Genomic DNA, 21064 nt, shown 5'->3' with positions numbered 1-21064 from the left:
ACCGATCAGGACTTGCGCCGAGACCGTTTCCGTGGCGGTTCGGGTTCGGACTCCGGCAGATCCGGCGCGACGATACCGGTGATCCGGCCGAGCCGGGAGACCCCTGGCAACCGCGACAGCGCGCCGAAGAGGTCCTCACCCATCGTGATCAACGCCTCCAGCCGGACCAGTAACCGGTCATAGGCGACAAAAGCGGGGTCGGCGAGGGCCAGGGTGCGGTCGAGCCGGTCGACCGTGGCGTTGAGTCTGTCTATGGCGGTCGACAGGTTGTCCAGCAGGTCGGGTAATTGCGCAGCCAGTTGCGCCGAGGCGGGCGGTAACCGCACCGCGGTATCGAATGCCTGGCCGGCGGTCAGCTGCGCGGCCTCCAGAGCCTGCCCCGCGGCGGATTGCGCCGCGTCCACCGCGGACTGCGCGGCGGCCAGGACATCGGCGGGTGTGGGCACCCTGCGCGCCCCCGGCCGGTTCGCTGACCTCTTGTCCCCCGGCGGCACCGGATCGGTCATGGGACAACTCTGCCCCACCGACCCGGAACAACGCTATGACCTGCGCACCTGCGGGCGTGTCGGCATTGCATGGCATAGTGCGACGACGATGGAACTGAGCAAGGGCGCCAATACGCCGATACCGACATCTCTTCTGGCCGTGGTGATTTCCTGGCGGTCGGAACATGTGGTGGACGCGCATGCCCTGCTGCTCGGCGGCGACGGCGCGGTCCGCGACGATAAGGATCTGGTCTTCTACAACGCGCCCCGGCATATCTCGCAGGCGGTCACCCTCGATCAGGATCCCGCGCCCGGAACGGCTCGGTTGAGCGTTTCGCTCCCGCGTACCGAGGCCGAAGTGGACCGCATCGTGGTGTCGGGGTCGGTGGAGGGTTGCGAGTTCACCGAGGTCGGCGAGCTGCGTCTCACGGTGTACGCGGTCGACGGGCCGGTCGCCGAGTTCGCCGTCACCGATTCGGAATCGGTGACGGCGATGATGTTCGGCGAGTTCTACCGCCGGGACGGCGGCTGGCGGTTCCGTGCTGTCGGCCAGGGCTGGGCCACCGGAATGGCGGGCCTGGTGACCGAATTCGGTATCGAGGTCGACGAACCCCCGGCCGCGCGCCAGGTGGAGCCGGCGGCCGTGGCCACCGGCGGCCCCGATCAGTCGAACGATCCCGCGGCGGATCTGCGTACCGCTGTTCTCACCAGGCCGCATCCTCCCCGCGAGGACACACCACCGCTGAGCAGTGGCCCCGATCGGGAAAACGCACACCGCGCCGCGGATCTACATCCCGGCAATGCCCATTACCGGCTCGATGAACGAACCGGCCCGGGCAATGCACCGACCGCGCCCTGGGACCGTTTCGGCGCGACGCAATCCACCCGAACGCCCGGTACCGTGACTTTGCGCCGGCTGACCGTGCCCGAATCCGTGCCCGTCGAGCCGCCGCCGGGATCGGGACGCGCCGACTGGTATCGCGATCCCACGGACCCGACCCTGTTGCGCTGGTGGGACGGCGAGGCCTGGACCTCCGATACCCGCCCCACGGCCCGGGCACATCCGCACGACTGTGACCGGTGCGGCGCCCGCCGCCGCCGCCGGGTATTCGGCGGGCACCATCCCTGCGCGGCCTGCGCGACGCGGACCGAGGAATTCCTGATCCACTGGCATACCCGCGCCCAGCGGATACTCGCCGCCTCGGGGCCGCGCGGCGCCGACTGGGACGCGTTGTGGGCCTCGCTGCGCTATCAGCGGATCGACGATTCCGCCGCCCGTGCCGCGCTGGAACCGGCCGCACTGCAGTATGTGGAGCGCCGGGTGGCCTTCGCCTTCGCCGACGGCCAGATCTCCGCCGACGAATACGACGATTTCGATCACGCGGTCGGCGAACTGAACCTGTCCGGCCGGCTGATCGACGATCTGCGCGCCCGGATGGTGCGCGGACGCACCCTGTCCCGGCTCCGGGAGGGCGATCTGCCCACCGCGCGGACCCCGGACCTGCACCTGGACGCGGAGGAGCTGGTCTACCTCGATATCGGCGCCACCCATATCCGGGAACTGGCCCGCGGTCCCAAACACACCGACGGCCGGTTGATCGTGAGTACCAAGAAATTACGTTTCGTCGGTCCCGGCGCCGGGGTGGAGATCCCGTGGTCGCGAATCGTCTCGGTGGCCGCCGAACACGATACGGTCGTCGTCGCGGCCACCTCGGCGCGAGGCGGCGCGCTGTTCGCCGCCGCCGATCCCGAGTATCTCGCCGCGGCACTCGAAGGTGCGCTGCGAATCGCCAAACGGCTCGTCCTGGCTCCGGGGCAGCGGGATTCGCGCAGTATCCCCCAGGAGGTCAAGGCCGAGGTCTGGCAGCGCGACGGTGGCCGGTGCGTGGAATGCGGCGAGAGCCACTACCTCGAATTCGACCACATCATCCCGCTCAGTCGCGGCGGCGCCACCAGTGCCACCAACCTCCAGATCCTGTGCCGGGGCTGTAACCGCGAGAAGGGGGCCAATATCTGAGGGCTCCGGCCGCCACGGCGGTGGCACGGGGTCCGCGATAGGGTCGGGCAATGCTGCAACCCGGGGCGAGATTCGCCGGCTACCGGATCGTGCGCCGGATCGGCGCCGGTGGAATGGGCGTCGTCTATCTCGCCGACCACCCGCGGCTGCCGCGGCAGGATGTGCTGAAACTGCTTCCGGCCGACCATCTGGCCGACCCCCGGTTCCGCGGCCGATTCGACCGGGAGGCGGATCTCGCGGCGCGGCTGCGGCATCCGAATATCGTCACCGTCCACGATCGCGGTGTCACCGGTGGTCAACCATGGATCGCCATGGAATATGTGCCGGGCACCGATGCCGCCGCGCTGGTCGCGTCGGCGGATCTCGATCCGCGACGCGCGGCGCACATCATCGACGACGTGGCCCGCGGTTTGGACCACGCCCACCGCAACAGGATGCTGCACCGGGATGTGAAACCGGCGAATATCCTGGTCACCGCGGATCCGGACCGCGAATTCGGCGAACGCGCCCTGCTGGCCGATTTCGGGATCGCCCGCCTCTCGCGGGACAATATCGATTTCACCCGCACCGGCGATGTGATCGCGACGGTCTCCTATGCCGCGCCCGAGCAGTTCACCGGCGGCCCCATCGATCACCGCGCGGATGTCTACGCCCTCGGCTGCACGCTGTTCGTCATGCTCACCGGCGGGAAATTGTTCGCCATGGACAGCACCGCGGCAGTGATCAACGCGCACCTGCACACGCCACCACCCCCGGCCTCCGGACGAGTTCCGGGGCTGCCCCCGGCGATCGACGCGGTCCTGGCACGGGCACTCGCCAAGAACCCCGCGGACCGCTACGACTCGTGCCGCGCCTTCAGCGCCGATGCGATCAGCGCACTCGAATCATCACCCGCATCCGGTGCGCCCGGCCGGGGTTCAGCGAGCACGACTCCCCTGCCCGCGATCACCGCGACCGCGACACCCACACCCACACCCACACCCACACCGGGGCATACCCCTGCCGTCCCTGCGGACTCGATCTCACCGGCCGGCTCCACTGCGTTCACCCGGCCGACCGCACCTTCGGGCGCGACCTCGCCGGCCGGACCGCGGCGTACGCGTACGCGCATCGTCGCCGTGAGCGCAGCTGTGCTGCTGGCCGCCGGCCTCACCACCGCCGTCGTATTCGCGACCGACGGCACCGAATCCGATACCGCGGCTCCCTCGGCGACCGGCGGCACCGCCGCGCCGGGCCCGGTGGATACGAGCGCAAACGCACCGTCCGCGCCCCCGGGCCCCACCTATACCGAGGCATGGCCCGAGGCGAAGGGCACCCGCGGCAAGGTCAGCTGGGACCTACCGATACCGCAGGTGAACGGTGGCGCGGCCGCCGTGGCCGATAAGTTCAACAGCTCGGTACGCGCCGCGCTGCAGGACAAGGTCGATTCCGCGCCCGAATCGGCCACACTCACCGCGGGGCCGCCCGGTGAACTGCATATCGGCCAACGGGTGCTCAGCGCCCTCCTGGTAACGACACGCAAGACCGATCCGCCGGACGGAAAACCCGAGACACTGCTCGCCACGATCACGATCAATGCCGACAACGCCGAACCGATAACCCTGCGCAACCTCTTCCCCGACCTGAACGCCGGTCTGCGCCGGCTGTCCGAGGAGGCGGCTCGCCTGCTACCCGCGACGGCCGCGGGACCGGACTACAACCGCGAGGGGACCGCGCCGCGGCCGAAGAACTTCCACCACTGGGTGGCCACACCCGAGGGTATGGCCGTTCATTTCGAGAAGAACAGCGTCGCGCCACCGGACAAAGGACTGATCAGTATCACCGTCCCGTGGACTTCGCTCGCCGGGGTTCTGGACCCGGCGCTCGCCGAGGTGCTGCGCAGCTGAGCGCGGCGACCGGATCCACCGTGTGTCACGGCACCAACGGTGGCGGGTACCACTGACCGTCCAGCACCCGCTGCTCCGGCGCGTACATACGCATGGTCAGCGAGAACTGGCCACGTTCCGGGATCGGCAGCCAGTTGGACCGCGGGACGTCCGGTCCCGGATCGGCAGCCTGGACGGCGATCTCGAGAGCTCCGTCGGGCGCGAACACCGGCGGCACCGGATGGCCCACCGTGTGCAGGTCAGCCTCGTTCTGGACGAGGAATCCGGCGGAGTCGTAAGCGGTGAGCGACCAGAACGCGGCCACCGGCGGCGCCTCACCGGGTTCGAACCGCAGTGTGAACGCCAACGGTGCCCCGTTGTCGTCGGCCTTCCCGAACAGGGCGGGGTACACCACCACCGCCGCTACGTTCGCACCGACCCCTCTGTGCGCGGTCGCCGCTCGCAACAGGTAGTTGGTGCCGTAGCGGCCGACGTTCAAATCCATCACCCACCCGTTGCGCAGCGTCGTGCCCGGATCCACATATGCGGACATTTTGCTTTGTGCCGCATCGGCACCCGCGTCGAGTTCGCCCGTGCTCACGCCCTCGGGTGAACCACCGGGCCGGATGCCGATGGTGGCGAAGCGCCGCATCGCGGGTTCGTCGGCCGGGGCGGGCGGATTGTCCTCCATCAACTCACACATGCGCTCGAAGAAATCGCGCGCGGGCATCTCCTCGACGGTTTCCAGGCCCGCTGATTCCGACCAATCCTGGTTCTCCGGAATCGAATCGGATTCCGCGGCCGCGGGCGTGGTCCACGCGCTGAGCGGTGCGAGCCGCAGCCGTGACTGGACTTCGCGCACCGCCGGAACGTCCGCCGGACCGCGCACTTCGACCCGCCCGTACAGCCAGGCGTCCATGGTGGGCACCGGCAGTTGCACCGCGCCCGGGGGCAGCGTTCCTTTCCAGCCCGGCCCGGTAACGGCATAGGTGTACGGCGCGGTGGCGCCCGGTTCCGCCTGGGGTTGCAGACTGGTCGGCGAATACGCGGTATTGGACCAGGCATCGAGGATCTGCATCGCCCAGCGCCGGCCCTCGATCTGTGGCACCTCGAACAGCACGGGTTCGTCCCGCAGATCCAGCCACGCTACCGAGTAGAGGTTGTCCAGATCGATCTGCACCACGGTGCGCTGACTCGCCGCGGGCAGGCTGGAGGTGTGCTGGAACCGGTTCGTCGACGAGAACTTCAGCGCCTGGCGGCGAATCGTATCGATCAGCACGAGGGGGTATCCGAAAATATAGGCATCGGTCGCGACCTCGCGCCTATCCGCCGGTGTGCCCGACGGCGGGACCTCGCTTTCCTCTCCCCCGCCGCAGGCCGCCAGGCCGGTAACCGCGACCAGACCCAGCAATGACCGCCGGGACAACCGGAACCGGTCGGGTGCCGGCTGCCGCCGCGGATTGCCGGATCCCGCTGCCGGGGCGTGGCCCATTGGCATTCTCCCTGCTCATCGCTGTCGGATTGACTGCTTCGCAGGATACGCCCAGGAGTAGCCGAACGGTTGCCGCCACGGTCGGCACGGCTGTTCTCAGATAGTGAGCACGGTATTCATGATGGTGCCGGCACTGGTGGCGACCACCCCGCCGATCATGGCTCCGGCCACCATCTTCGGTGATTCCATGGAACCGCCGGACCATTTCTCCCAGGCGAACTTACCGCCCGCGAAAACGATGCTCACCGTTCCGGACAGGATGGCCAGCCAGGTCGCGTACCGAACGAACTCCATGATCTTGTCCGCCAACGGCGGCGCTTCCGGGGTGGGGTCGCTGACCTGTGCGTATACCGATACCGCGTCGATAACCGACGCCGCGATGATGCTCACCGTCTGCTCCCTCGCCGAGACCTTCCGGGGCGCTGCGGCCCTCGCCTCCATCATCCAGATGGAACCGGCCCCGGCGCAAGTTCTTGCTGCGCACCGTCTTTCACGCTATAACCGCTGGTGACCCGAATCCCCTATCCGGAACTGCGATTACTGCAACCATCCCGGCGAGCGGTTACGATGCGTTAGCGTTCCCGCCCACCCCGAACACAGAGTGAGCTGCGAGATGATACTGGCCGCCGTCACCGATACGCTCTTGGCGCAAATCGGCAATCCCACCCCCCAAGCGCCACCCCTCGCCGACAAGATCACGCAGATGGTCCAGTACCTGACCTGGTTCGTGCTGCTCGCCGGTATCTGCGCGATCATCTTCGCCGGCGGCAAGTTCGCCTGGGAGAAATGGTCCGGCGGCGGGCTCGAATCACCGAAGATGGTGGCCGGAGCCATGATCGGCGGGGTGGTCGCCACCAGCGCGGGGACCATCATGAACGCGGTCATCGGCTGAGGCCCGCGCCACCCCTCGATCCGGTCGGACCCTGCGCCATATGAGGGTCGGTTCCGAACCCGCGGCACCTATCGAAAATATGTTCGATTTCGGGTACCGTGACCCGCATGCCCGAACTCGCCCCCATCCCGTTCGCCCGGCTCAACCTCGAACAGGTACGGGAACGACTTCTCGCCGCGGCGGCCTTCGGTGAGTCCCTTTCGCCCGACCAGCTCGAGGCACTCGCCGGCAAGCTCAGCGCCGGTCTCAGCATCTATATCGAAGCGACCCAGAACACTGCACCGCGCAGCCACCGCCCGGCGCCGGTCGGCCGGGCCTGCCTGGATTTCCGGGGCCACCGACGGTGAACCCCGGCCCGCGGCGAGCGCGGACCGGGGTTACGTGGACTATCGCGTGGTCGTCAGTCCCGGGTGACCGGTTCGGCCGATACTTCCTCGACCGATTCGATCGGTGTGGTGACGAGCTGGAACTCGCCCTCGTGCTGCTCCACACCCTGTACGACCGCGCCCTCCACGAGTTCGACACCGAGATTCGCCCGCACGATGAGCGGGTCGGTGCGTACATCGCGGTACAGCGAAACGCACATCATCACCATGACGAGCATGAACGGCAGGGACACGACCGTGGTTATGGCTTGTAGCCCGGTCAACGCCCCGCCTAGATCATCCGAATCGGCGATCACCAGCATGATCGCGGCGACCGCGCCGGTGGCCGTACCCCAGAAGATCACCGTCAGCCGGGACGGTTCGATACTTCCGCGTTCCGAGAGCGTGCCCATGACGATCGACGCCGCGTCCGCGCCGGAGACGAAGAAGATCCCCACCAGGATCATCACGATCACGGTCGTGATCGACGTGATCGGGTAGTCGTCGAGGAGATGGAACAGCGCGAAATCAGGGTTCACGCTGCCGTCCGCCTCGGTCAGGTTGCCGGTATCGGTCTGCTGCCGGATCGCGGCGCCACCGAAGATCACGAACCACACCAGGCTCACCAGGCTGGGCACCAGCAGCACCCCGGCCACGAACTGCCGGATCGTACGACCCCGGCTGATCCGGGCGATGAACATCCCGACGAAGGGGGTCCAGGAGACCCACCATGCCCAGTAGAAGATGGTCCAGGCCGACAGCCACTCCTTCATCTCCTCGCCGCCCTCGATCCCGGTCCGCGAGGCCATGGTCGGCAGGTCGGCGATGTAGTCACCGACCGCGGTGGGGATGAAGTTCAGCATGAACAGGGTGGGTCCGGCGATGAAGACGAAAAGCGCCAGCGCCACCGCCAGGACCATATTGATATTCGACAACCACTGGATTCCGCGCGCGATACCGGAGACCGCGGACAGGATGAACGCGACCGTGAGTACGGCGATAACCACTACCAGGCCGACTTTTCCGACCGCGTCGATCCAGCCGTTGAACTGGAGACCGGCGCCGATCTGCAGGGCACCGAGGCCCAGCGAGGCCGCCGAGCCGAACAGCGTCGCGAAGATCGCCATCATATCGATGGCTTTACCGCCGATTCCCTCGGAGTGCCTACCCAGCAGCGGACGGAAGACCGCCGAGATCAGCTGCGAACGCCCCCGCCGGAACGTCGCGTAGGCGATGGCGAGCCCGGCGACCGCGTAGATCGCCCACGGATGCAGGGTCCAGTGGAACAGCGTGGTCGCCATCGCGACCTCGGCCGCCTCGGAACTGCCCGCTTCGGCGGTACCCGGCGGCGGGGAGGTGAAATGCGTCAGCGGTTCGGCGACACCCCAGAACATCAAACCGATGCCCATACCGGCGCTGAACATCATCGCGATCCAGGAGACCGTCCGGAACTCCGGCGTTTCGTCGTCGGCGCCCAGCGGGATCTTGCCGTAGCGACTGAGAGCCAGCCAGATCACGAAGACGACGAACGAGGTGGCCACGAGAACGAAGAGCCACCCGGTATTCGTGATAACCCAGGATTGGGCATTCGCGGCCACTGTCGCCAGGCCGTCCTGGTCGAGGGCTCCCCATACGACGAAGGCCAGCGCCCCGATCGATGTTATCCCGAAGATCAGCCAGTCGATCCCGCGCTTGCGGGCCGGTCTGCCGCCTCCGGGTGAGCCCGGCGAGCCACTTCTGGGCATCCCGAGGTCTCCGCCGGTGTCGATCACCATGGACGAGTCCTTTCAGATCGCACTGTGCGTTAGGCGCCGCGACCGCACGCACCACGAGGACCAGGTGATATCCGGTCCTCGGTGCGCCTACGATCGTGCCGCCGAACGGATGTACCGGGAAAAACCGTACCGCCCCGGTCCGCGCACGGCGCATCGAACACGTCGTTACGCGCGTGCGCGCCGTCTGTCGGGCAACACCCGGAGCAACCGCGAGGAGCAGGCCAACGCCCTACCGGACACTGGTAGGAAATAGTTTCCGGTCATTTGTTCAGTTCCATATACGACAGACCCGCCGGGCCGGGGGCCGCGAGGGCCGGGTGAGTGGCGCGCCGGATGAACGGGGGTCCGTGCGGGCCGCATCATATTTGCACAATACAAAGAATGTGTATGATGCAACACACTCCCGGCGACGTGATATAACCACAACGGGACCCGCCGAGCCGACGCGGCATGAAAACACGAGCAGGACACCCGCCATGGACAAGCCGACCCATCTGATCGAATTCGAGACCATGCTGCTCGGGCGGCACAGTCTCAATGCGCATCTACGCCGCCCCGACCATCTGGAGCGCAGTGCGTATCTGATGCTCAGCAGATTGTGGATCGAGGGTCCGATGTCCATCGGCGAACTGAGCGAGGCATTCGGCCTGGACACCTCGACGGTGCATCGTCAGACGGCGGCCATGATGAAATCCGACGTGGTCGAGCGGATCCCCGACCCGGCGGGCGGCGTGGCCCGCAAGTTCCGAATCACCGAGGAGGGGCAACGCCGGCTCCGGATCGATCGTGAGTACAACGTCAAAGGACTCGACCGAGTGCTGCGCAACTGGAGCGCGGAGGACGTGCGGACCTTCGCCGCCTACCTCGAACGGTTCAACACCGATCTCGAAGCGCTGGACGCACGGCCCTGGCCGCGACCCTCACGCGCCGAACGTCGCGGGTAGTACCGCTCAGAACCGGGACATATCGACCTGTCGCCGCACATTGGACACCGCGGTCACCACCGCGGTCCCCAGCGGGCCGCTGCGGTCGTAGAGGGAGACGGTACCGATCGATATTCCGCCGGCCGCGACCTGATCCTGGGCCAGCACCCCGACCCCCGGGCCGATCGGCAGACGAGCCAGCGTCACGGTGACATCGGAATTGATGTAGCCGATTCCCGCGCTACCCCAATGGCTCATGAAGCTCGCCGCGTCGCCGGCCATCCCCGCCCGCTGGAACGGTGTGACCGGTTCACCGGCGACCACCGGCAGCATGTTCTGCCAGATCGCCTTGCGCTCGGCGTTCTGGCTCGAGCCGAAATCGCGCGTCCAGTCCCCGTCACCGCTCTTGAACAGCGGATGCGCGCCGATTTCGGAGATATCCGCCGTATCGGGGACCGGCAGCTCGCGGCCGGGCTGCCACAGTTCACCCGCGGGTACGTCGCCGGTGCGCAGGAACACCACGGTCGCGCGGGACCGCACGGCATCGCGCTGCAAGAGCTCGGCGTCGGCCACACAGATGCGTTTACCCTCCCGGACCACCGTGCCGCGCACCGTGGCGGGTTCGTCGGTGACCGGACTGAAGAGATCGACGGTGAGCCTGGCCGGTACGAATTCCTCGCCCGGTGAATACGTCTCCAGTTCACGGGCCAGTAGTCCGCAGATGGCCGGTCCCGAGACCTGGCTGGGGCTCCAGCTGGATATGGCTACCCGGGTGGGCAGGAACTGCTCACCTTCTCTGGTGAAGAACGCCAACACGGTATCGACTCCTCTCGCGGGAATGCCGCAGGAGAATTACAACACGTTCTAGTTTTCGGGCGCAGGGAGGTACCCTGCTGCCGGCGTCAGTCGCCGATCCCGGCCATGAGCACGTCGGCCGCTTTCTCGACCGCGGTCAGTTCGCCCGGTATGCCGAGGACCCGGAGTACGGCTTCCGTGATGGCTCGCCGCGCCCCGGCCGGCACCGCGCCGCCGTCGGAGCGGATATTGATAACGGTCTCCACCAGACGGAACGGAATCGCCGCCGCGTCCGCGACCCCGGCCGCACCGATATCGGCGACAGCGTCCGCGGCCAGGGTCTCGTAGCTTTCGCGCAGCCGGTCGCGGCGGGCGCGGAACTGTGCGAACCGCTCGCCACGCAACTCCGGCAGGAAGTACAGCGCCCCGATATTCCATCGCGCGGCACACAACTGCTCGATATCGAACCGGGCCAGCGCGTACAACCGGACAGCGGCGGGCTCCGGGCTTCCGGACAGCCGACCGGCGAGTTCCCCCGCTGCCGCGATGGTCTCGCCGAGCAGGGCGTCGAGAATATCGTCCTTCGCCCCGAAATGGTGGTAGAGCGAGGCCTGCCGGATCCCCACCGCTTCGGCGATCGCGCGGGTGGAGGTATTGCCGTAACCGTTGGTGGTGAACAGTTCGGCAGCGGCGTCGAGGATTTCGGCACGCGGTGTGTGCCCCTGACGGCGCCGCGGTTCGAGACGCGGCCGGCCCGGACCGAGTTGGGTCATGGGTCCCATTGTTGCTCACCGGCCGGAAGCCACGGCTGATCAATTTCTGTCACTCGACAGAAATACCCGCAACGCAGACGTTACGCGCGAGACCGATACGGATACATCGCCGTCACCACCACGTCTCGGCGGGCCGGAAAACTTTCGAGCGATAGATATTCGTGTCGGATGAAGGGCCCCGGCCATGATCATTCTCGGAATCGCGGTCAGCGTGCTCGCGGTAATCGGCATCGGCCTGCTGGTTTCCCGCAAGGTGGACGGCGACAGCGTCAACTTCCTCGTGGCCGGACGATCTCTGGGCCTACCGCTGGTCGCGGCGGGTCTGATGGGCCAGGCCGTCGATTCCAATGCCACGCTGGGCAATACCGATCTGGCCGGTTCGGTGGGTTTCTGGGCGGGCGCCGCATTACCGCTCGGCCTCGGCCTGTGCCTGCTGCTCACCGGGATCTTCTTCGCGAAGCCGATGAACCGGATGGGCCTGCTGACCCTGCCGGATTTCTACAAGATCAAGTACGGCCGCGGTGTCGAACTGTCCGCCTCGATTCTGATGATCTTCAGCTTCTGCATCCTGCTGGCCGGCAACCTGGTCGCGGGCGGCTACCTGTTCGAACGCTTCCTCGGCATCCCGTACACCGCCGGAGTCCTGCTCATCGTCGCGATCGTGCTGACCTACACCGTCACCGGCGGAATGTTCAGTGACGCCTATACGGCCCTGGCCCAGATGGTGATCACCGTGATCGGCTCGCTATCCCTGCTGATCTGGGTGGGTTCGACCTACGGGATCAATATCCCCGACGGTATGGGACCGTTCGATCTCGGCCAGCTGACCGACACTTCCCAAGGCGCGACGGTCAACTGGGCCACTCTCATCGCACTCGGAATCGGCGATATCGTCGCGATCGATTTCATGCAGCGCATCTTCTCGGCGCGCTCACCGGAAATCGCCCGGCGTGCCTGCTTCGCAGGTGCCGCCGGTACCGCCGTGGTGGGTATTCCCTACGCGCTGGTCGCGCTGGCCACCACCGATCTCGTCGACGCGGAAGGCGGCCCGCGGCTGCTGGCACTGCTCGACGAACACGCTCCCGCCGGCCTGGCGATCCTGGTGCTCTCCGCCATCGTCGCCGCCTCGTGTTCCACCGCCAACGGCGCCATCCTCGGCACAGCGGCCGTGGCGACCCGCAATATCGCCGGCCGGACCGACCGCACCGATGCCGCCGGCCGCGACACCCTGCTGCGCGATGTGCGGATCACCATGCTCCCGGTGGCGGCGGTCGCGATCTTCTTCGCGGTGCAGGTACCGCAAACCGGAATTCTGCTCACCCTCGCCTTCGACCTGATGCTGGCCGGGCTGATCGTCCCGTTCGTGGCCGCCCACATCACCCCGCGGATCACCACCGCCGCCGCGGTGGCCGCGATGGTCGCCGGACTCGGTGTGCGCCTGGTGCTCTTCGTCCTCACGCCCACCATGTACGGGGTGCCGAACACCGTTCTGTATCTCGACAATTCGCTGATCGGTCCCGGATTCGACGGCTGGCCGACCTTCCTCGGATTCCTGGCGTCGCTGATCGCGTTCCTCGGCACCCTCACCGTCCAGCGGCTGCGTTCCGCGGGACGCAAATCCACGGTCGGCGAAACTCCCGCCCCGGTACCGCTGCCGGCCGCGTTGCCCACCCCGGAGCCCGCCAACCAGCCCGGGTGACCCCGCACCGTTCCGCACCGACGAGCAAGGAAAGACGATGACACCCACCACCGCCTCGACCACCGGCGCCCGCGCGCATGCCCGCGCCCAGTCCGCGGCGACCGCGGCCACCCCGGCACTACCGGACGGTATCCGTGCCGCGGATACCACCTGGGCCGTCCGCCTACCGCCCGGCGGCCACACCAGTACGGTCCTCGGGCGCGGCACCAGGTTACGAATCGCCGACCCGCACGGTTCGGCCTGCGCTCATCTGTTCCTGCTGCGCGCGGAAGCCCCCTGGGAACGCCTGAACGTCGCCGACACCGTCAAGGTGCCGTGGCAGGCATACCTCGGAACCGGCCACCCCCTGCTGTCCGATCAGGGCAGGGCGCTGGCCACCGTCCTCGCCGATACTTCCGGTCGCCACGACGCCCTCTGCGGCGCCACCCGGGACGGACGTCTCCTCCTGGAACGCGCGGGCACCAAACACGGACTCGAACCCCGCGATATCGGGCCGACGCTGTCGTTCTTCCGCGGTGTGCGGGTCAGCGGGGACGGCACCCTCACCGCGAACGGTTCGGCGGGTCCGGGCGCCCACGTCGAACTGCTGATCCAGCTGCCGGTGACGGTGCTGGTGATCAATACCGCCCACCCGCTCGACGATTCCCCGGTCACCGATCTCGACCTCGTGGCATGGCCGGGTGAGCCCATCGACCCGGCCACCGTGAACGGCGACCCGGAATACCGGCGGGCCGTGGAGAACACCGAACAGGCCTGGTCGGCCGCCCGGACCCGAAAGGAGTGGATATGAACAACGCCGCCCCCACCGCAACCGTCGTCCTCGACGAAACGGTGCCGGCCCGTGCACCGTGGTCGGCCATCGTGCGGGCGGGTGACCGCCTGGATATCGTTGATCTGCACGGAAATCAGGCCGTCGACTGCCTGCTGTATTCCGCGGCCGATCACACCGACCGCTACAGCGCCCAGGCCACGATCACCGCCCAGCGCAATATCTTCCTCACCACGGGCAGCGTGCTGCGGACCGACGCCGGCACGGCACTGATGACCGTGATCGCCGACGAGGTCGGCAATCACGACACCATCGCCGGAGCCTGCTCCCAGGAATCGAATACCCTGCGCTACGGGCACCACACCCGCCACCAGCACGCGTGCGTGGAGAACTTCCTGGCCGAGGCCGCGAAATGGGGTATGGGCAAACGGGATCTGGTGTCGAATATCAACTGGTTCATGAATGTTCCGGTGGAACCCGACGGCACCCTCGGCATCGTCGACGGATTGTCCGCCCCGGGGAAGACGGTATCGCTGCGCGCCGAGATCGACACGCTGGTGCTGGTGTCGAACTGTCCGCAGATCAACAACCCGTGCAACGGTTTCGATCCGACGCCGGTGCGCATGGTGGTGACGCGATGACCGCCCCCGTGGCGGCGCCCGAGCGGGCCGCCGGTCCGGTCGGCATACCGCATGCCGTGGTCGAGCGGCCGGGACTGCTGACCACCGTCCAGGACTGGCCCGGCCGGACCGGCTACTGGCATGTCGGGGTGCCGCCGTCGGGCCCGATGGACGATCTGTCGTTCCGCCTGGGCAACCGCGCCCTGGGCAATCCCGAGGGCGCGGCGGGACTGGAATGCACGATGGCGGGTCCGGCGCTGCGGTTCGCCGAACCGACCTGGGTATGCGTCACCGGGGCGCCCGTCGAGGTGACCGTGGCGGGGCACCGGATACCGCTGTGGCGACCGGTACTGGTGCCCGCGGGCGAGGTGCTCGATATCGGGACGGTACGCGGGCCGGGAATGCGCTGCTACGTCGTGGTTTCCGGCGGTCTGGCGCTACCGGAGTATCTCGGCAGCGCGGCCACGTTCACACTCGGCCGATTCGGTGGTGTGTCCGGCCGGGCGCTGACCACCGGTGATGTTCTGCCGCTCGGCCCGTCCCCGGAAGCGCCCGCGGGCGCGGTACCGGGCGGCGAACAGCCGGTGCTGACCCGTACGTGGGAGCTGGCCGTCACCGAGGGCCCGCACGGAGCACCGGAATTCTTCACCCGCTCCGATATCGACACCCTGTTGAGCACCGCCTACGAGGTGCATTTCAACTCCGATCGCACGGGCGTCCGGCTGATCGGCCCGAAACCCCGCTGGGCGCGGACCGACGGCGGGGAGGCCGGGCTGCATCCGTCCAATATCCACGACACCGCCTACAGCGTCGGCGCCCTGGATTTCACCGGCGACACCCCTATCCTGCTCGGCCCGGACGGCCCCAGCCTCGGTGGATTCGTCTGCCCGGTCACGGTGACCGCCGCCGACCTGTGGAAACTCGGGCAGTTGTGCCCGGGTGACACGGTCCGCTTCGTCCCCGTCCGGGCCGACCGGACCGCCTCACCGCACACCCTCGGCCCGGGCCGCCGGGCGGCCTGGCCGATCGTGCTGTCCACCGGTGGGGACGGCGACGACGGTGTCCTGCGCCGCGCGGAAACCGTGGACGGCACCCCCGTCACCTACCGCCGCGCCGGGGACGACGGAATTCTCGTCGAATACGGCACGATGACACTGGACCTCGAACTCCGGGCACTCGTGCACGCCCTGCACGAACGACTCCGGCTCGGTGCCGAACGGGGTATCACCGAACTGACGCCCGGCGTCCGGTCGCTGCAGATCCGCCTCGACCCCGCGATCCTGAATACCGCCGCGGCACTGGATATGCTGACCGAAATCGAGAGCGAACTACCCGCCGCCCACGATCTGGTGGTACCCAGTCGCACGGTCGAACTGCCGTTGTCCTGGGACGATCCGGCCAGCAGGGAAGCGATCACCCGCTATATGCACGGTGTGCGCGCCGACGCCCCGTGGTGCCCGTGGAATATCGAGTTCATCCGGCGGATGAACGGACTGGATACGGTGCGCGATGTTTTCGATACCGTTTTCGCGGCCGAATACCTCGTACTCGGTCTCGGCGACGTCTATCTCGGCGCCCCACTCGCCACCCCGACCGATCCGCGGCACCGCCTGATCACCACGAAATACAACCCGGCCCGCACCTGGACCCCGGAGAACGCGGTCGGGATCGGCGGCGCGTATCTGTGCATCTACGGTATGGAAGGGCCCGGCGGTTATCAGTTCGTCGGCCGGACCACACAAGTGTGGAGCCGCCGCGCCGACGTCGAAAACCCATGGCTGCTGCGGTTTTTCGACCGCATCCAGTGGTACCCGGTCGGCGCGGACGAATTACTCGACCTGCGCGCCGATTTCGCGGCGGGGCGCGGCGAACTCCGGGCCCGCGACGGACAGTTCCGCTTGGCCGATCACCGGAGTTTCCTGACCGAGAACACCGCATCCATCGAGGAGTTCCGGACGCGCCAGGCGGCGGCCTTCACGGCCGAACGAGAATCCTGGCGCAGGTCCGGTGAACTCACCGAATAACGCGTGGCCCGGCTCAGGCTCCCGCGTGTACCGGAGCCTCGAGCTGCGCCAGCATGCTCTCGGTGCTCAACACCATGCCGCACCGGCGCGCGGTGTATTTCAGCGCGATCGAATGCTCGTCCCGGCTGAAGTCCGCGACGGCGTCGTGCGCCATGAACGGGCGGATATCGTTCATGAACGCCTCGGCGGCGCTGAGCATGCAGCCCATATGCGCGTACACACCCGTGACCAGGAGCTGATCGCGATTGTTGTAGCCGAGCAGCTGCCGCAGATCCGTGCGCTGGAACGCCGAATACCGCCACTTGGTGACCTGGATATCGTTCTCGCCGGGTTTCAGCTCGGGGATGACCTCGGTATCGGGACCATCGGACATACCTGTCCCCCAGAAATCCGCGAGCAGACCACGCCGGTCGGGATGCTGATCGCCGGGCTGCACACTGTAGATCACCGGAATGCCCAGCTCGTGGCATCTGGTGCGTAACTTGGCGATATTGTCGATCATCGTCCGGGCCGGGTCACGATCGAGCTGGTACGCGGTGAGGAAATAGTTCTGCATATCGTGGATCAGCAGGGCACATCTGTCGGGGTCGAGCCGCCAGGAAACCTGGTTGGTGATCTCGTCGTCCAACGGCGGCATCGCATAGGGCGCGATCGGCTGCATGGGCATATCCAGAACTCCTCATCTCTTGTGGGCCGCAACTTTCTGGAGGGCTGCGGACCCTGGCGCAGTAGCGGAAGGTCGGTCAGCGCACGGGCGCGGGGGTCCCGGCCACCCCGAGCGGGCCGAGGACCCGCTGGAGTTTGCCGGTGGTCTCGGCCAATTCGTCCGCGGGATCGGATTCCGCGACGATCCCGCCGCCCGCGTACGCCAGCAGCGTCTTGTTGTCGGCGGCCAGCTCCGCGCAGCGGATACTGACCATCCATTCACCGTTGCCGTCGGCATCGCACCAGCCGACCGCGCCCGCGTAGAAACCACGCTCACCTTCGAGTTCGGCGATGAGCCGGGCGGCCGCGGCAGTCGGGGTACCGCAGATCGCGGGGGTCGGATGCAGGGCATCGGCCAGTTCCAGTGCCGAGGGCCCACCGGCCGATACCGTCGCGGCGATGGTGGTGCCGAGATGCCACATGGCCGGTGTTTCGGTCAGGTCCGGGGTGACCGGGGTGCGTACATCGGTGCACCGGTCGCGCAGCACATCGGCGACATGGTCGACCACATAGCCGTGCTCGTGCTGGTCCTTCGCCGAACCGAGCAGCGCATCGGCCGCGATCCGGTCGGCCACCGGATCCTCCGGTATCCGGCGCGCGGAACCGGCGAGTGGATGACTGGTCACTTCGGATTCGAGCCGGCGGACCAGGATCTCCGGACTCGACCCCACCAGGTGGCGGCCGGTGTAGACACCGCCCGCCGCGGACAGGTCCACCAGGTAGCCGTTACCGGCGGGGTCGGTGCCCACCAGCAGATCGAGCAGGTCCACCGCGTGCACCGCACGGTCGGCACGAGCCCGCAAAGACCTGGCCAGCACCACTTTCCGCAGCGGGTGGGCGGGGTCGGCGAGTAGCCGCACCGCGTCACTCACCCGGCGCACATGCTCTTCGGGTTCGGGGAGGTTCTCGACGACCGCGATATCGGGGGCGGATACGGCGCGTGGGGCCCGGGGGCCGTCGGTCACCGCGATGGTTTCCGGTGCCCACAACGCGGCCGGTGCGCCGGGTGTGAACGGCAGCGCGCCGACGATATGGCTCACCCGCCGGGCGCGCAGTTGCGCGACAGCTTCGGCGGCACTGTGGAAGACACGACCCCCGGCGGACGCGGTCACGGTCCGTTGCGGGCGGGACAGGACAAAGGCGGGATCCGCGGGAAAAGCGGAGTTCTCGGCGTTGATGATGATCATCCTCTCGTGTCACATATCCAGCGTTGCGCCGCCGTCGACCCGGAGGTCGTGCATGATGATGTGGCGCGCGGCATCGGAAACCAGGAAGCGAACGGCGGCGGCGATATCGGCCGGGTCGGCGATCCGCCGCAACGGGATTCCCAGCCGGTAGTTCTCGGGGTCGCCGTCGAGCAGGCTCGACCGCGCGGCCTCGCCGAGACCGTCTTCACCGGAGTCGGCGTACATTCCCCGCAGCAGCGGAGTATCGGTCGACCCCGGCGAAACCAGATTGACCCGCACCCCGTGCGGCGCGACCTGCAGCGCCAGCGATCGGGTGAATGCCGTGGTGGCGGCCTTGGCGGCACCGTAAGCAGCCAGGCCGACCCGGGGTGTCGTCGCGGAGTTGGACGAGACGACCACGATCGAACCGCGCTTCGCCGCGACCATTTCGCGCGCCGCGCGCTGGGCGACGTAGACGGCGGCGTTGGTGTTGACGGCCAGGCACTGCTGCCACTCGTCCGCCTGGGTGTCCAGTGCGGATCCGCCGATCATCGCTCCTGCCGCGTGCACGACGATGCCCGGGACGCCGTGCTCGGCGACGGTTCGGTCGAAGGCCGCGGAGACGGCCGCGGCGTCGGTGAGATCGATTTCCGTACCGCGGGCGACAATTCCCTCGTGCTGTCGCCCGAGCTGTTCGGCCACCTCGCGCACCCGCGGGTCCCGGTCCCACAATTCGATGAGACCGGCGTCGCCCGCGAGTTCGGTGGCGACGGCCGCCCCGATACCCCCGGCGGCTCCGGTGACGATGACCCCTTCGCCCCATTGCTTCGTGACCATTAGGTTAGCCTAACCTGAAGTTACACCGTAAGGCTAGCATTCCGGTGTGACATCGAACAAGATCGCTGATCGGAAAGAGGTGCTCCATGCCATCGTCCGTCCTGCCCGGTTTCACTCCGTGGCCGCCGGATCAGATCGCCCGGTATCGTGACGAAAAGTGCTGGACCGGCGAGACATTCGCGGGCCTGCTGACCGCACGGGCCACCAGTACCCCCGACGCGATCGCCGTTGTCGACGCGGACAACCGCTGGACCTACGCCGAACTCGACCGCCGGGCGCGGTCGCTGGCCACCGGACTGATGCGGCTCGGTATCGGGCACCACGACCGCGTCCTGGTGCAACTGCCCAACCGCGCCGAATTCGTCGAAGTGATCTTCGCGCTGTTCAAAGCCGGCGCGCTGCCGGTGTTCTGCCTGCCCGCGCACCGGGAATCGGAACTGGTACCCATCGGCACCGCGAGCGGTGCGGTCGCCATGATCACCTGCGATACCCATCAGCGCTTCGATCACGCGGGGCTGGCGCAGACCGTCCGGCAGCAGGTCGAGACCCTGCGGCACGTCCTGCTGGTCACCGACGCCGCGGATCCCGAGTTCGCCGAGGGCGCGGCCGATCTCGCCGATTACCGTGACGAACCCGGCGACATGCCCGCACTCGACGCCGGAGATGTCGCGTTCCTGCAGCTCTCGGGGGGCAGCACCGGAATTCCCAAACTCATCCCCCGCACCCACGACGACTACCTCTACAGCGTGCGGCGCAGCGCCGAGATCACCGAACTGGGCCCGGACTCGGTCTACCTCGCCACACTGCCGGTGGCGCACAACTTCCCGATGAGCTCCCCCGGCATTCTGGGCGTGCTCTGGGCGGGCGGGACGGTCGCGATGACACCGGACCCGACACCCTCGACCGCGTTCGCGGCCGTGGAACGCTTCGGGGTCACCATCACCGGACTCGTGCCGCCGCTGGCGCGACTGTGGGTCGAGCGGGCCGAAAAGGGCGGTGAACTGCCCGATCTGTCGAGTCTGCGGGTGGTTCAGGTGGGCGGCGCGCGCTGCCCGGACGAATTGGCCCGGCGGGTCGGACCGGCGCTGGGGGCAACCCTGCAGCAGGTCTTCGGAATGGCCGAGGGGCTGGTCTGTTACACCCGGCTGGACGATCCGATCGATGTCGTGGTGTCCACGCAGGGCCGGCCGATGTCGGAATACGACCGAATCAAGATCGTCGACGACAACGGGAACGAGGTCGAGCCGGGCACCGATGGAAATCTGAAAACTCGAGGGCCCTATACGATTCGCGGCTACTACGACAACCCGGAAGCCAACGCCCGCAGCTTCGACGAAGACGGTTGGTACAGCACAGGCGATATCGTCGCGCTGCGCCCGGACGGCAACCTCGTCGTGAAAGGCCGAGCCGGTGACTGGGTCAACCGCGGCGGCGAGAAGGTTTCGGCCGAAGAACTCGAAGCCCATCTGCTCGAACATCCCGCCATCCGGGACGCGGTGATCGTCGGTACCCCCGACCCGGTTCTCGGGCAACGGATCTGCGCCTTCGTCCAGCCACTGGACCCGGACGCTCCGCCGACTCTGACGACGGTCCGCGGCTTCATCCGCCAACGGGGTATCGCGGCGTGGAAAATGCCGGACGACGTGGTCACGATCGCGGAATTCCCGGAAACCGGGGTCGGTAAGACGAGCCGCCGCGATCTGCGCCGGCTGCTCGCCGAGGGGCACCGCGCACAGTGACCCCCGGTGCCGCGGCCCCCCCCCGCCGCGGCGGGGGGCGGGCCCCCGGCCCCGGCCCCCCCCCCCCCCCCCCGCCACACAACCCGGGGCCCCCGCCCCCCCCCCCGCAGCACAGGGAAAAAA

19 protein-coding genes are annotated in these 21064 nt (G+C 67.8%); 10 read left to right on the top strand and 9 right to left on the bottom strand.

The window, feature by feature from the left end:
• Positions 1-5 precede the first annotated feature (5 nt).
• Positions 6-506 carry a hypothetical protein gene (locus tag ABZ827_RS29495; RefSeq protein ID WP_357243710.1) on the bottom strand — a complete coding sequence of 167 codons (501 nt, stop codon included), beginning with the start codon at positions 504-506 and terminating at the stop codon, positions 6-8.
• Between the two features lie 88 nt (positions 507-594).
• Here ABZ827_RS29495 and ABZ827_RS29490 point away from each other — a divergent pair, with 88 nt between their 5' ends.
• On the top strand, positions 595-2502 hold the full coding sequence (locus ABZ827_RS29490; RefSeq protein ID WP_357243707.1) for a TerD family protein: 1908 nt from the start codon (positions 595-597) through the stop codon (positions 2500-2502).
• Between the two features lie 50 nt (positions 2503-2552).
• Positions 2553-4388, top strand: a complete 1836-nt coding sequence (locus ABZ827_RS29485; protein ID WP_357243704.1) for a serine/threonine-protein kinase — start codon at positions 2553-2555, stop codon at positions 4386-4388.
• Positions 4389-4413: 25 nt separating this feature from the next.
• Here ABZ827_RS29485 and ABZ827_RS29480 read toward each other — a convergent pair whose 3' ends face one another.
• Together ABZ827_RS29480 and ABZ827_RS29475 are read right to left on the bottom strand one after the other, a co-directional pair.
• The gene (locus tag ABZ827_RS29480; RefSeq protein WP_357243702.1) at positions 4414-5865 is read right to left on the bottom strand and encodes a DUF1254 domain-containing protein; all 1452 of its coding nucleotides are present in this window, start codon (positions 5863-5865) and stop codon (positions 4414-4416) included.
• A gap of 90 nt (positions 5866-5955) precedes the next feature.
• Positions 5956-6249 (bottom strand): hypothetical protein, encoded by a 294-nt coding sequence (locus ABZ827_RS29475; RefSeq protein WP_357243699.1) that lies wholly within the window; start codon positions 6247-6249, stop codon positions 5956-5958.
• Positions 6250-6472: 223 nt separating this feature from the next.
• Here ABZ827_RS29475 and ABZ827_RS29470 point away from each other — a divergent pair, with 223 nt between their 5' ends.
• Together ABZ827_RS29470 and ABZ827_RS29465 are read left to right on the top strand one after the other, a co-directional pair.
• Positions 6473-6751 (top strand): hypothetical protein, encoded by a 279-nt coding sequence (locus tag ABZ827_RS29470; protein WP_357243696.1) that lies wholly within the window; start codon positions 6473-6475, stop codon positions 6749-6751.
• Between the two features lie 107 nt (positions 6752-6858).
• Entirely contained in the window at positions 6859-7098 is a 240-nt protein-coding gene (locus tag ABZ827_RS29465; RefSeq protein ID WP_357243693.1) for a DUF6374 family protein, read from the top strand.
• 53 nt (positions 7099-7151) lie between these two features.
• On the opposite strand, the gene ABZ827_RS29460 is transcribed toward ABZ827_RS29465, so the two are convergent.
• A complete protein-coding gene (locus ABZ827_RS29460; protein ID WP_357243797.1) occupies positions 7152-8861 on the bottom strand; it encodes a BCCT family transporter in 1710 nt (569 codons plus the stop codon).
• Between the two features lie 506 nt (positions 8862-9367).
• Here ABZ827_RS29460 and ABZ827_RS29455 point away from each other — a divergent pair.
• On the top strand, positions 9368-9835 hold the full coding sequence (locus tag ABZ827_RS29455) for a MarR family transcriptional regulator (RefSeq protein ID WP_357243690.1): 468 nt from the start codon (positions 9368-9370) through the stop codon (positions 9833-9835).
• Between the two features lie 6 nt (positions 9836-9841).
• Here the strand turns inward: ABZ827_RS29455 and ABZ827_RS29450 are convergent, their stop codons facing one another.
• Together ABZ827_RS29450 and ABZ827_RS29445 are read right to left on the bottom strand one after the other, a co-directional pair.
• The gene (locus tag ABZ827_RS29450) at positions 9842-10630 is read right to left on the bottom strand and encodes an acyl-CoA thioesterase domain-containing protein (RefSeq protein ID WP_357243687.1); all 789 of its coding nucleotides are present in this window, start codon (positions 10628-10630) and stop codon (positions 9842-9844) included.
• 86 nt (positions 10631-10716) lie between these two features.
• Complete coding sequence (locus tag ABZ827_RS29445; RefSeq protein ID WP_357243685.1) at positions 10717-11382, bottom strand: helix-turn-helix domain-containing protein; 666 nt, start codon at positions 11380-11382, stop codon at positions 10717-10719.
• 184 nt (positions 11383-11566) lie between these two features.
• Here ABZ827_RS29445 and ABZ827_RS29440 point away from each other — a divergent pair, with 184 nt between their 5' ends.
• From ABZ827_RS29440 to ABZ827_RS29425, 4 genes are read left to right on the top strand one after another with little or no spacing between them, the layout of a single operon-like run.
• Positions 11567-13081: a sodium:solute symporter family protein gene (locus ABZ827_RS29440; RefSeq protein ID WP_357243682.1), complete on the top strand. Its 1515-nt coding sequence runs from the start codon at positions 11567-11569 to the stop codon at positions 13079-13081.
• 37 nt (positions 13082-13118) lie between these two features.
• The gene (locus ABZ827_RS29435) at positions 13119-13871 is read left to right on the top strand and encodes a DUF1989 domain-containing protein (protein WP_357243679.1); all 753 of its coding nucleotides are present in this window, start codon (positions 13119-13121) and stop codon (positions 13869-13871) included.
• Positions 13868-14491: an urea amidolyase associated protein UAAP2 gene (locus ABZ827_RS29430; protein WP_357243676.1), complete on the top strand. Its 624-nt coding sequence runs from the start codon at positions 13868-13870 to the stop codon at positions 14489-14491. Before ABZ827_RS29435 ends, ABZ827_RS29430 begins: the two co-directional genes overlap by 4 nt.
• Positions 14488-16494 carry a 5-oxoprolinase/urea amidolyase family protein gene (locus ABZ827_RS29425; protein WP_357243673.1) on the top strand — a complete coding sequence of 669 codons (2007 nt, stop codon included), beginning with the start codon at positions 14488-14490 and terminating at the stop codon, positions 16492-16494. The genes ABZ827_RS29430 and ABZ827_RS29425 overlap by 4 nt, the downstream gene beginning before the upstream one ends.
• A 13-nt stretch (positions 16495-16507) precedes the next feature.
• On the opposite strand, the gene ABZ827_RS29420 is transcribed toward ABZ827_RS29425, so the two are convergent.
• The 3 genes from ABZ827_RS29420 to ABZ827_RS29410 all read right to left on the bottom strand — a co-directional run bounded on the left by ABZ827_RS29420 (position 16508) and on the right by ABZ827_RS29410 (position 19202).
• Positions 16508-17161 carry an isochorismatase family protein gene (locus ABZ827_RS29420; RefSeq protein WP_357243670.1) on the bottom strand — a complete coding sequence of 218 codons (654 nt, stop codon included), beginning with the start codon at positions 17159-17161 and terminating at the stop codon, positions 16508-16510.
• Between the two features lie 76 nt (positions 17162-17237).
• Positions 17238-18386, bottom strand: a complete 1149-nt coding sequence (locus ABZ827_RS29415; protein WP_357243667.1) for a chorismate-binding protein — start codon at positions 18384-18386, stop codon at positions 17238-17240.
• Between the two features lie 9 nt (positions 18387-18395).
• A complete protein-coding gene (locus ABZ827_RS29410; RefSeq protein WP_357243664.1) occupies positions 18396-19202 on the bottom strand; it encodes an SDR family oxidoreductase in 807 nt (268 codons plus the stop codon).
• Positions 19203-19288: 86 nt separating this feature from the next.
• Between ABZ827_RS29410 and ABZ827_RS29405 the strand changes: the two genes are divergently transcribed.
• Positions 19289-20941: an AMP-binding protein gene (locus ABZ827_RS29405; RefSeq protein WP_357243661.1), complete on the top strand. Its 1653-nt coding sequence runs from the start codon at positions 19289-19291 to the stop codon at positions 20939-20941.
• Positions 20942-21064: the final 123 nt, after the last annotated feature.

It is taken from the genome of Nocardia sp. NPDC019395 (assembly GCF_040632335.1).
Lineage (GTDB): Bacteria > Actinomycetota > Actinomycetes > Mycobacteriales > Mycobacteriaceae > Nocardia.
Note: the sequence above shows the minus strand (reverse complement) of the source record. Positions and strands in the feature narration are given on the sequence as shown.

What these genes read in the sequence shown, in the direction of transcription:
- ABZ827_RS29495 (WP_357243710.1), bottom strand. Translation starts at nt 506, where the DNA reads ATGACCGATCCGGTGCCGCCGGGGGACAAGAGGTCAGCGAACCGGCCG.
- ABZ827_RS29490 (WP_357243707.1), top strand. Translation starts at nt 595, where the DNA reads ATGGAACTGAGCAAGGGCGCCAATACGCCGATACCGACATCTCTTCTG.
- ABZ827_RS29485 (WP_357243704.1), top strand. Translation starts at nt 2,553, where the DNA reads ATGCTGCAACCCGGGGCGAGATTCGCCGGCTACCGGATCGTGCGCCGG.
- ABZ827_RS29480 (WP_357243702.1), bottom strand. Translation starts at nt 5,865, where the DNA reads ATGCCAATGGGCCACGCCCCGGCAGCGGGATCCGGCAATCCGCGGCGG.
- ABZ827_RS29470 (WP_357243696.1), top strand. Translation starts at nt 6,473, where the DNA reads ATGATACTGGCCGCCGTCACCGATACGCTCTTGGCGCAAATCGGCAAT.
- ABZ827_RS29465 (WP_357243693.1), top strand. Translation starts at nt 6,859, where the DNA reads ATGCCCGAACTCGCCCCCATCCCGTTCGCCCGGCTCAACCTCGAACAG.
- ABZ827_RS29460 (WP_357243797.1), bottom strand. Translation starts at nt 8,861, where the DNA reads ATGCCCAGAAGTGGCTCGCCGGGCTCACCCGGAGGCGGCAGACCGGCC.
- ABZ827_RS29455 (WP_357243690.1), top strand. Translation starts at nt 9,368, where the DNA reads ATGGACAAGCCGACCCATCTGATCGAATTCGAGACCATGCTGCTCGGG.
- ABZ827_RS29445 (WP_357243685.1), bottom strand. Translation starts at nt 11,382, where the DNA reads ATGACCCAACTCGGTCCGGGCCGGCCGCGTCTCGAACCGCGGCGCCGT.
- ABZ827_RS29440 (WP_357243682.1), top strand. Translation starts at nt 11,567, where the DNA reads ATGATCATTCTCGGAATCGCGGTCAGCGTGCTCGCGGTAATCGGCATC.
- ABZ827_RS29435 (WP_357243679.1), top strand. Translation starts at nt 13,119, where the DNA reads ATGACACCCACCACCGCCTCGACCACCGGCGCCCGCGCGCATGCCCGC.
- ABZ827_RS29430 (WP_357243676.1), top strand. Translation starts at nt 13,868, where the DNA reads ATGAACAACGCCGCCCCCACCGCAACCGTCGTCCTCGACGAAACGGTG.
- ABZ827_RS29425 (WP_357243673.1), top strand. Translation starts at nt 14,488, where the DNA reads ATGACCGCCCCCGTGGCGGCGCCCGAGCGGGCCGCCGGTCCGGTCGGC.
- ABZ827_RS29420 (WP_357243670.1), bottom strand. Translation starts at nt 17,161, where the DNA reads ATGCCCATGCAGCCGATCGCGCCCTATGCGATGCCGCCGTTGGACGAC.
- ABZ827_RS29415 (WP_357243667.1), bottom strand. Translation starts at nt 18,386, where the DNA reads ATGATCATCATCAACGCCGAGAACTCCGCTTTTCCCGCGGATCCCGCC.
- ABZ827_RS29410 (WP_357243664.1), bottom strand. Translation starts at nt 19,202, where the DNA reads ATGGTCACGAAGCAATGGGGCGAAGGGGTCATCGTCACCGGAGCCGCC.
- ABZ827_RS29405 (WP_357243661.1), top strand. Translation starts at nt 19,289, where the DNA reads ATGCCATCGTCCGTCCTGCCCGGTTTCACTCCGTGGCCGCCGGATCAG.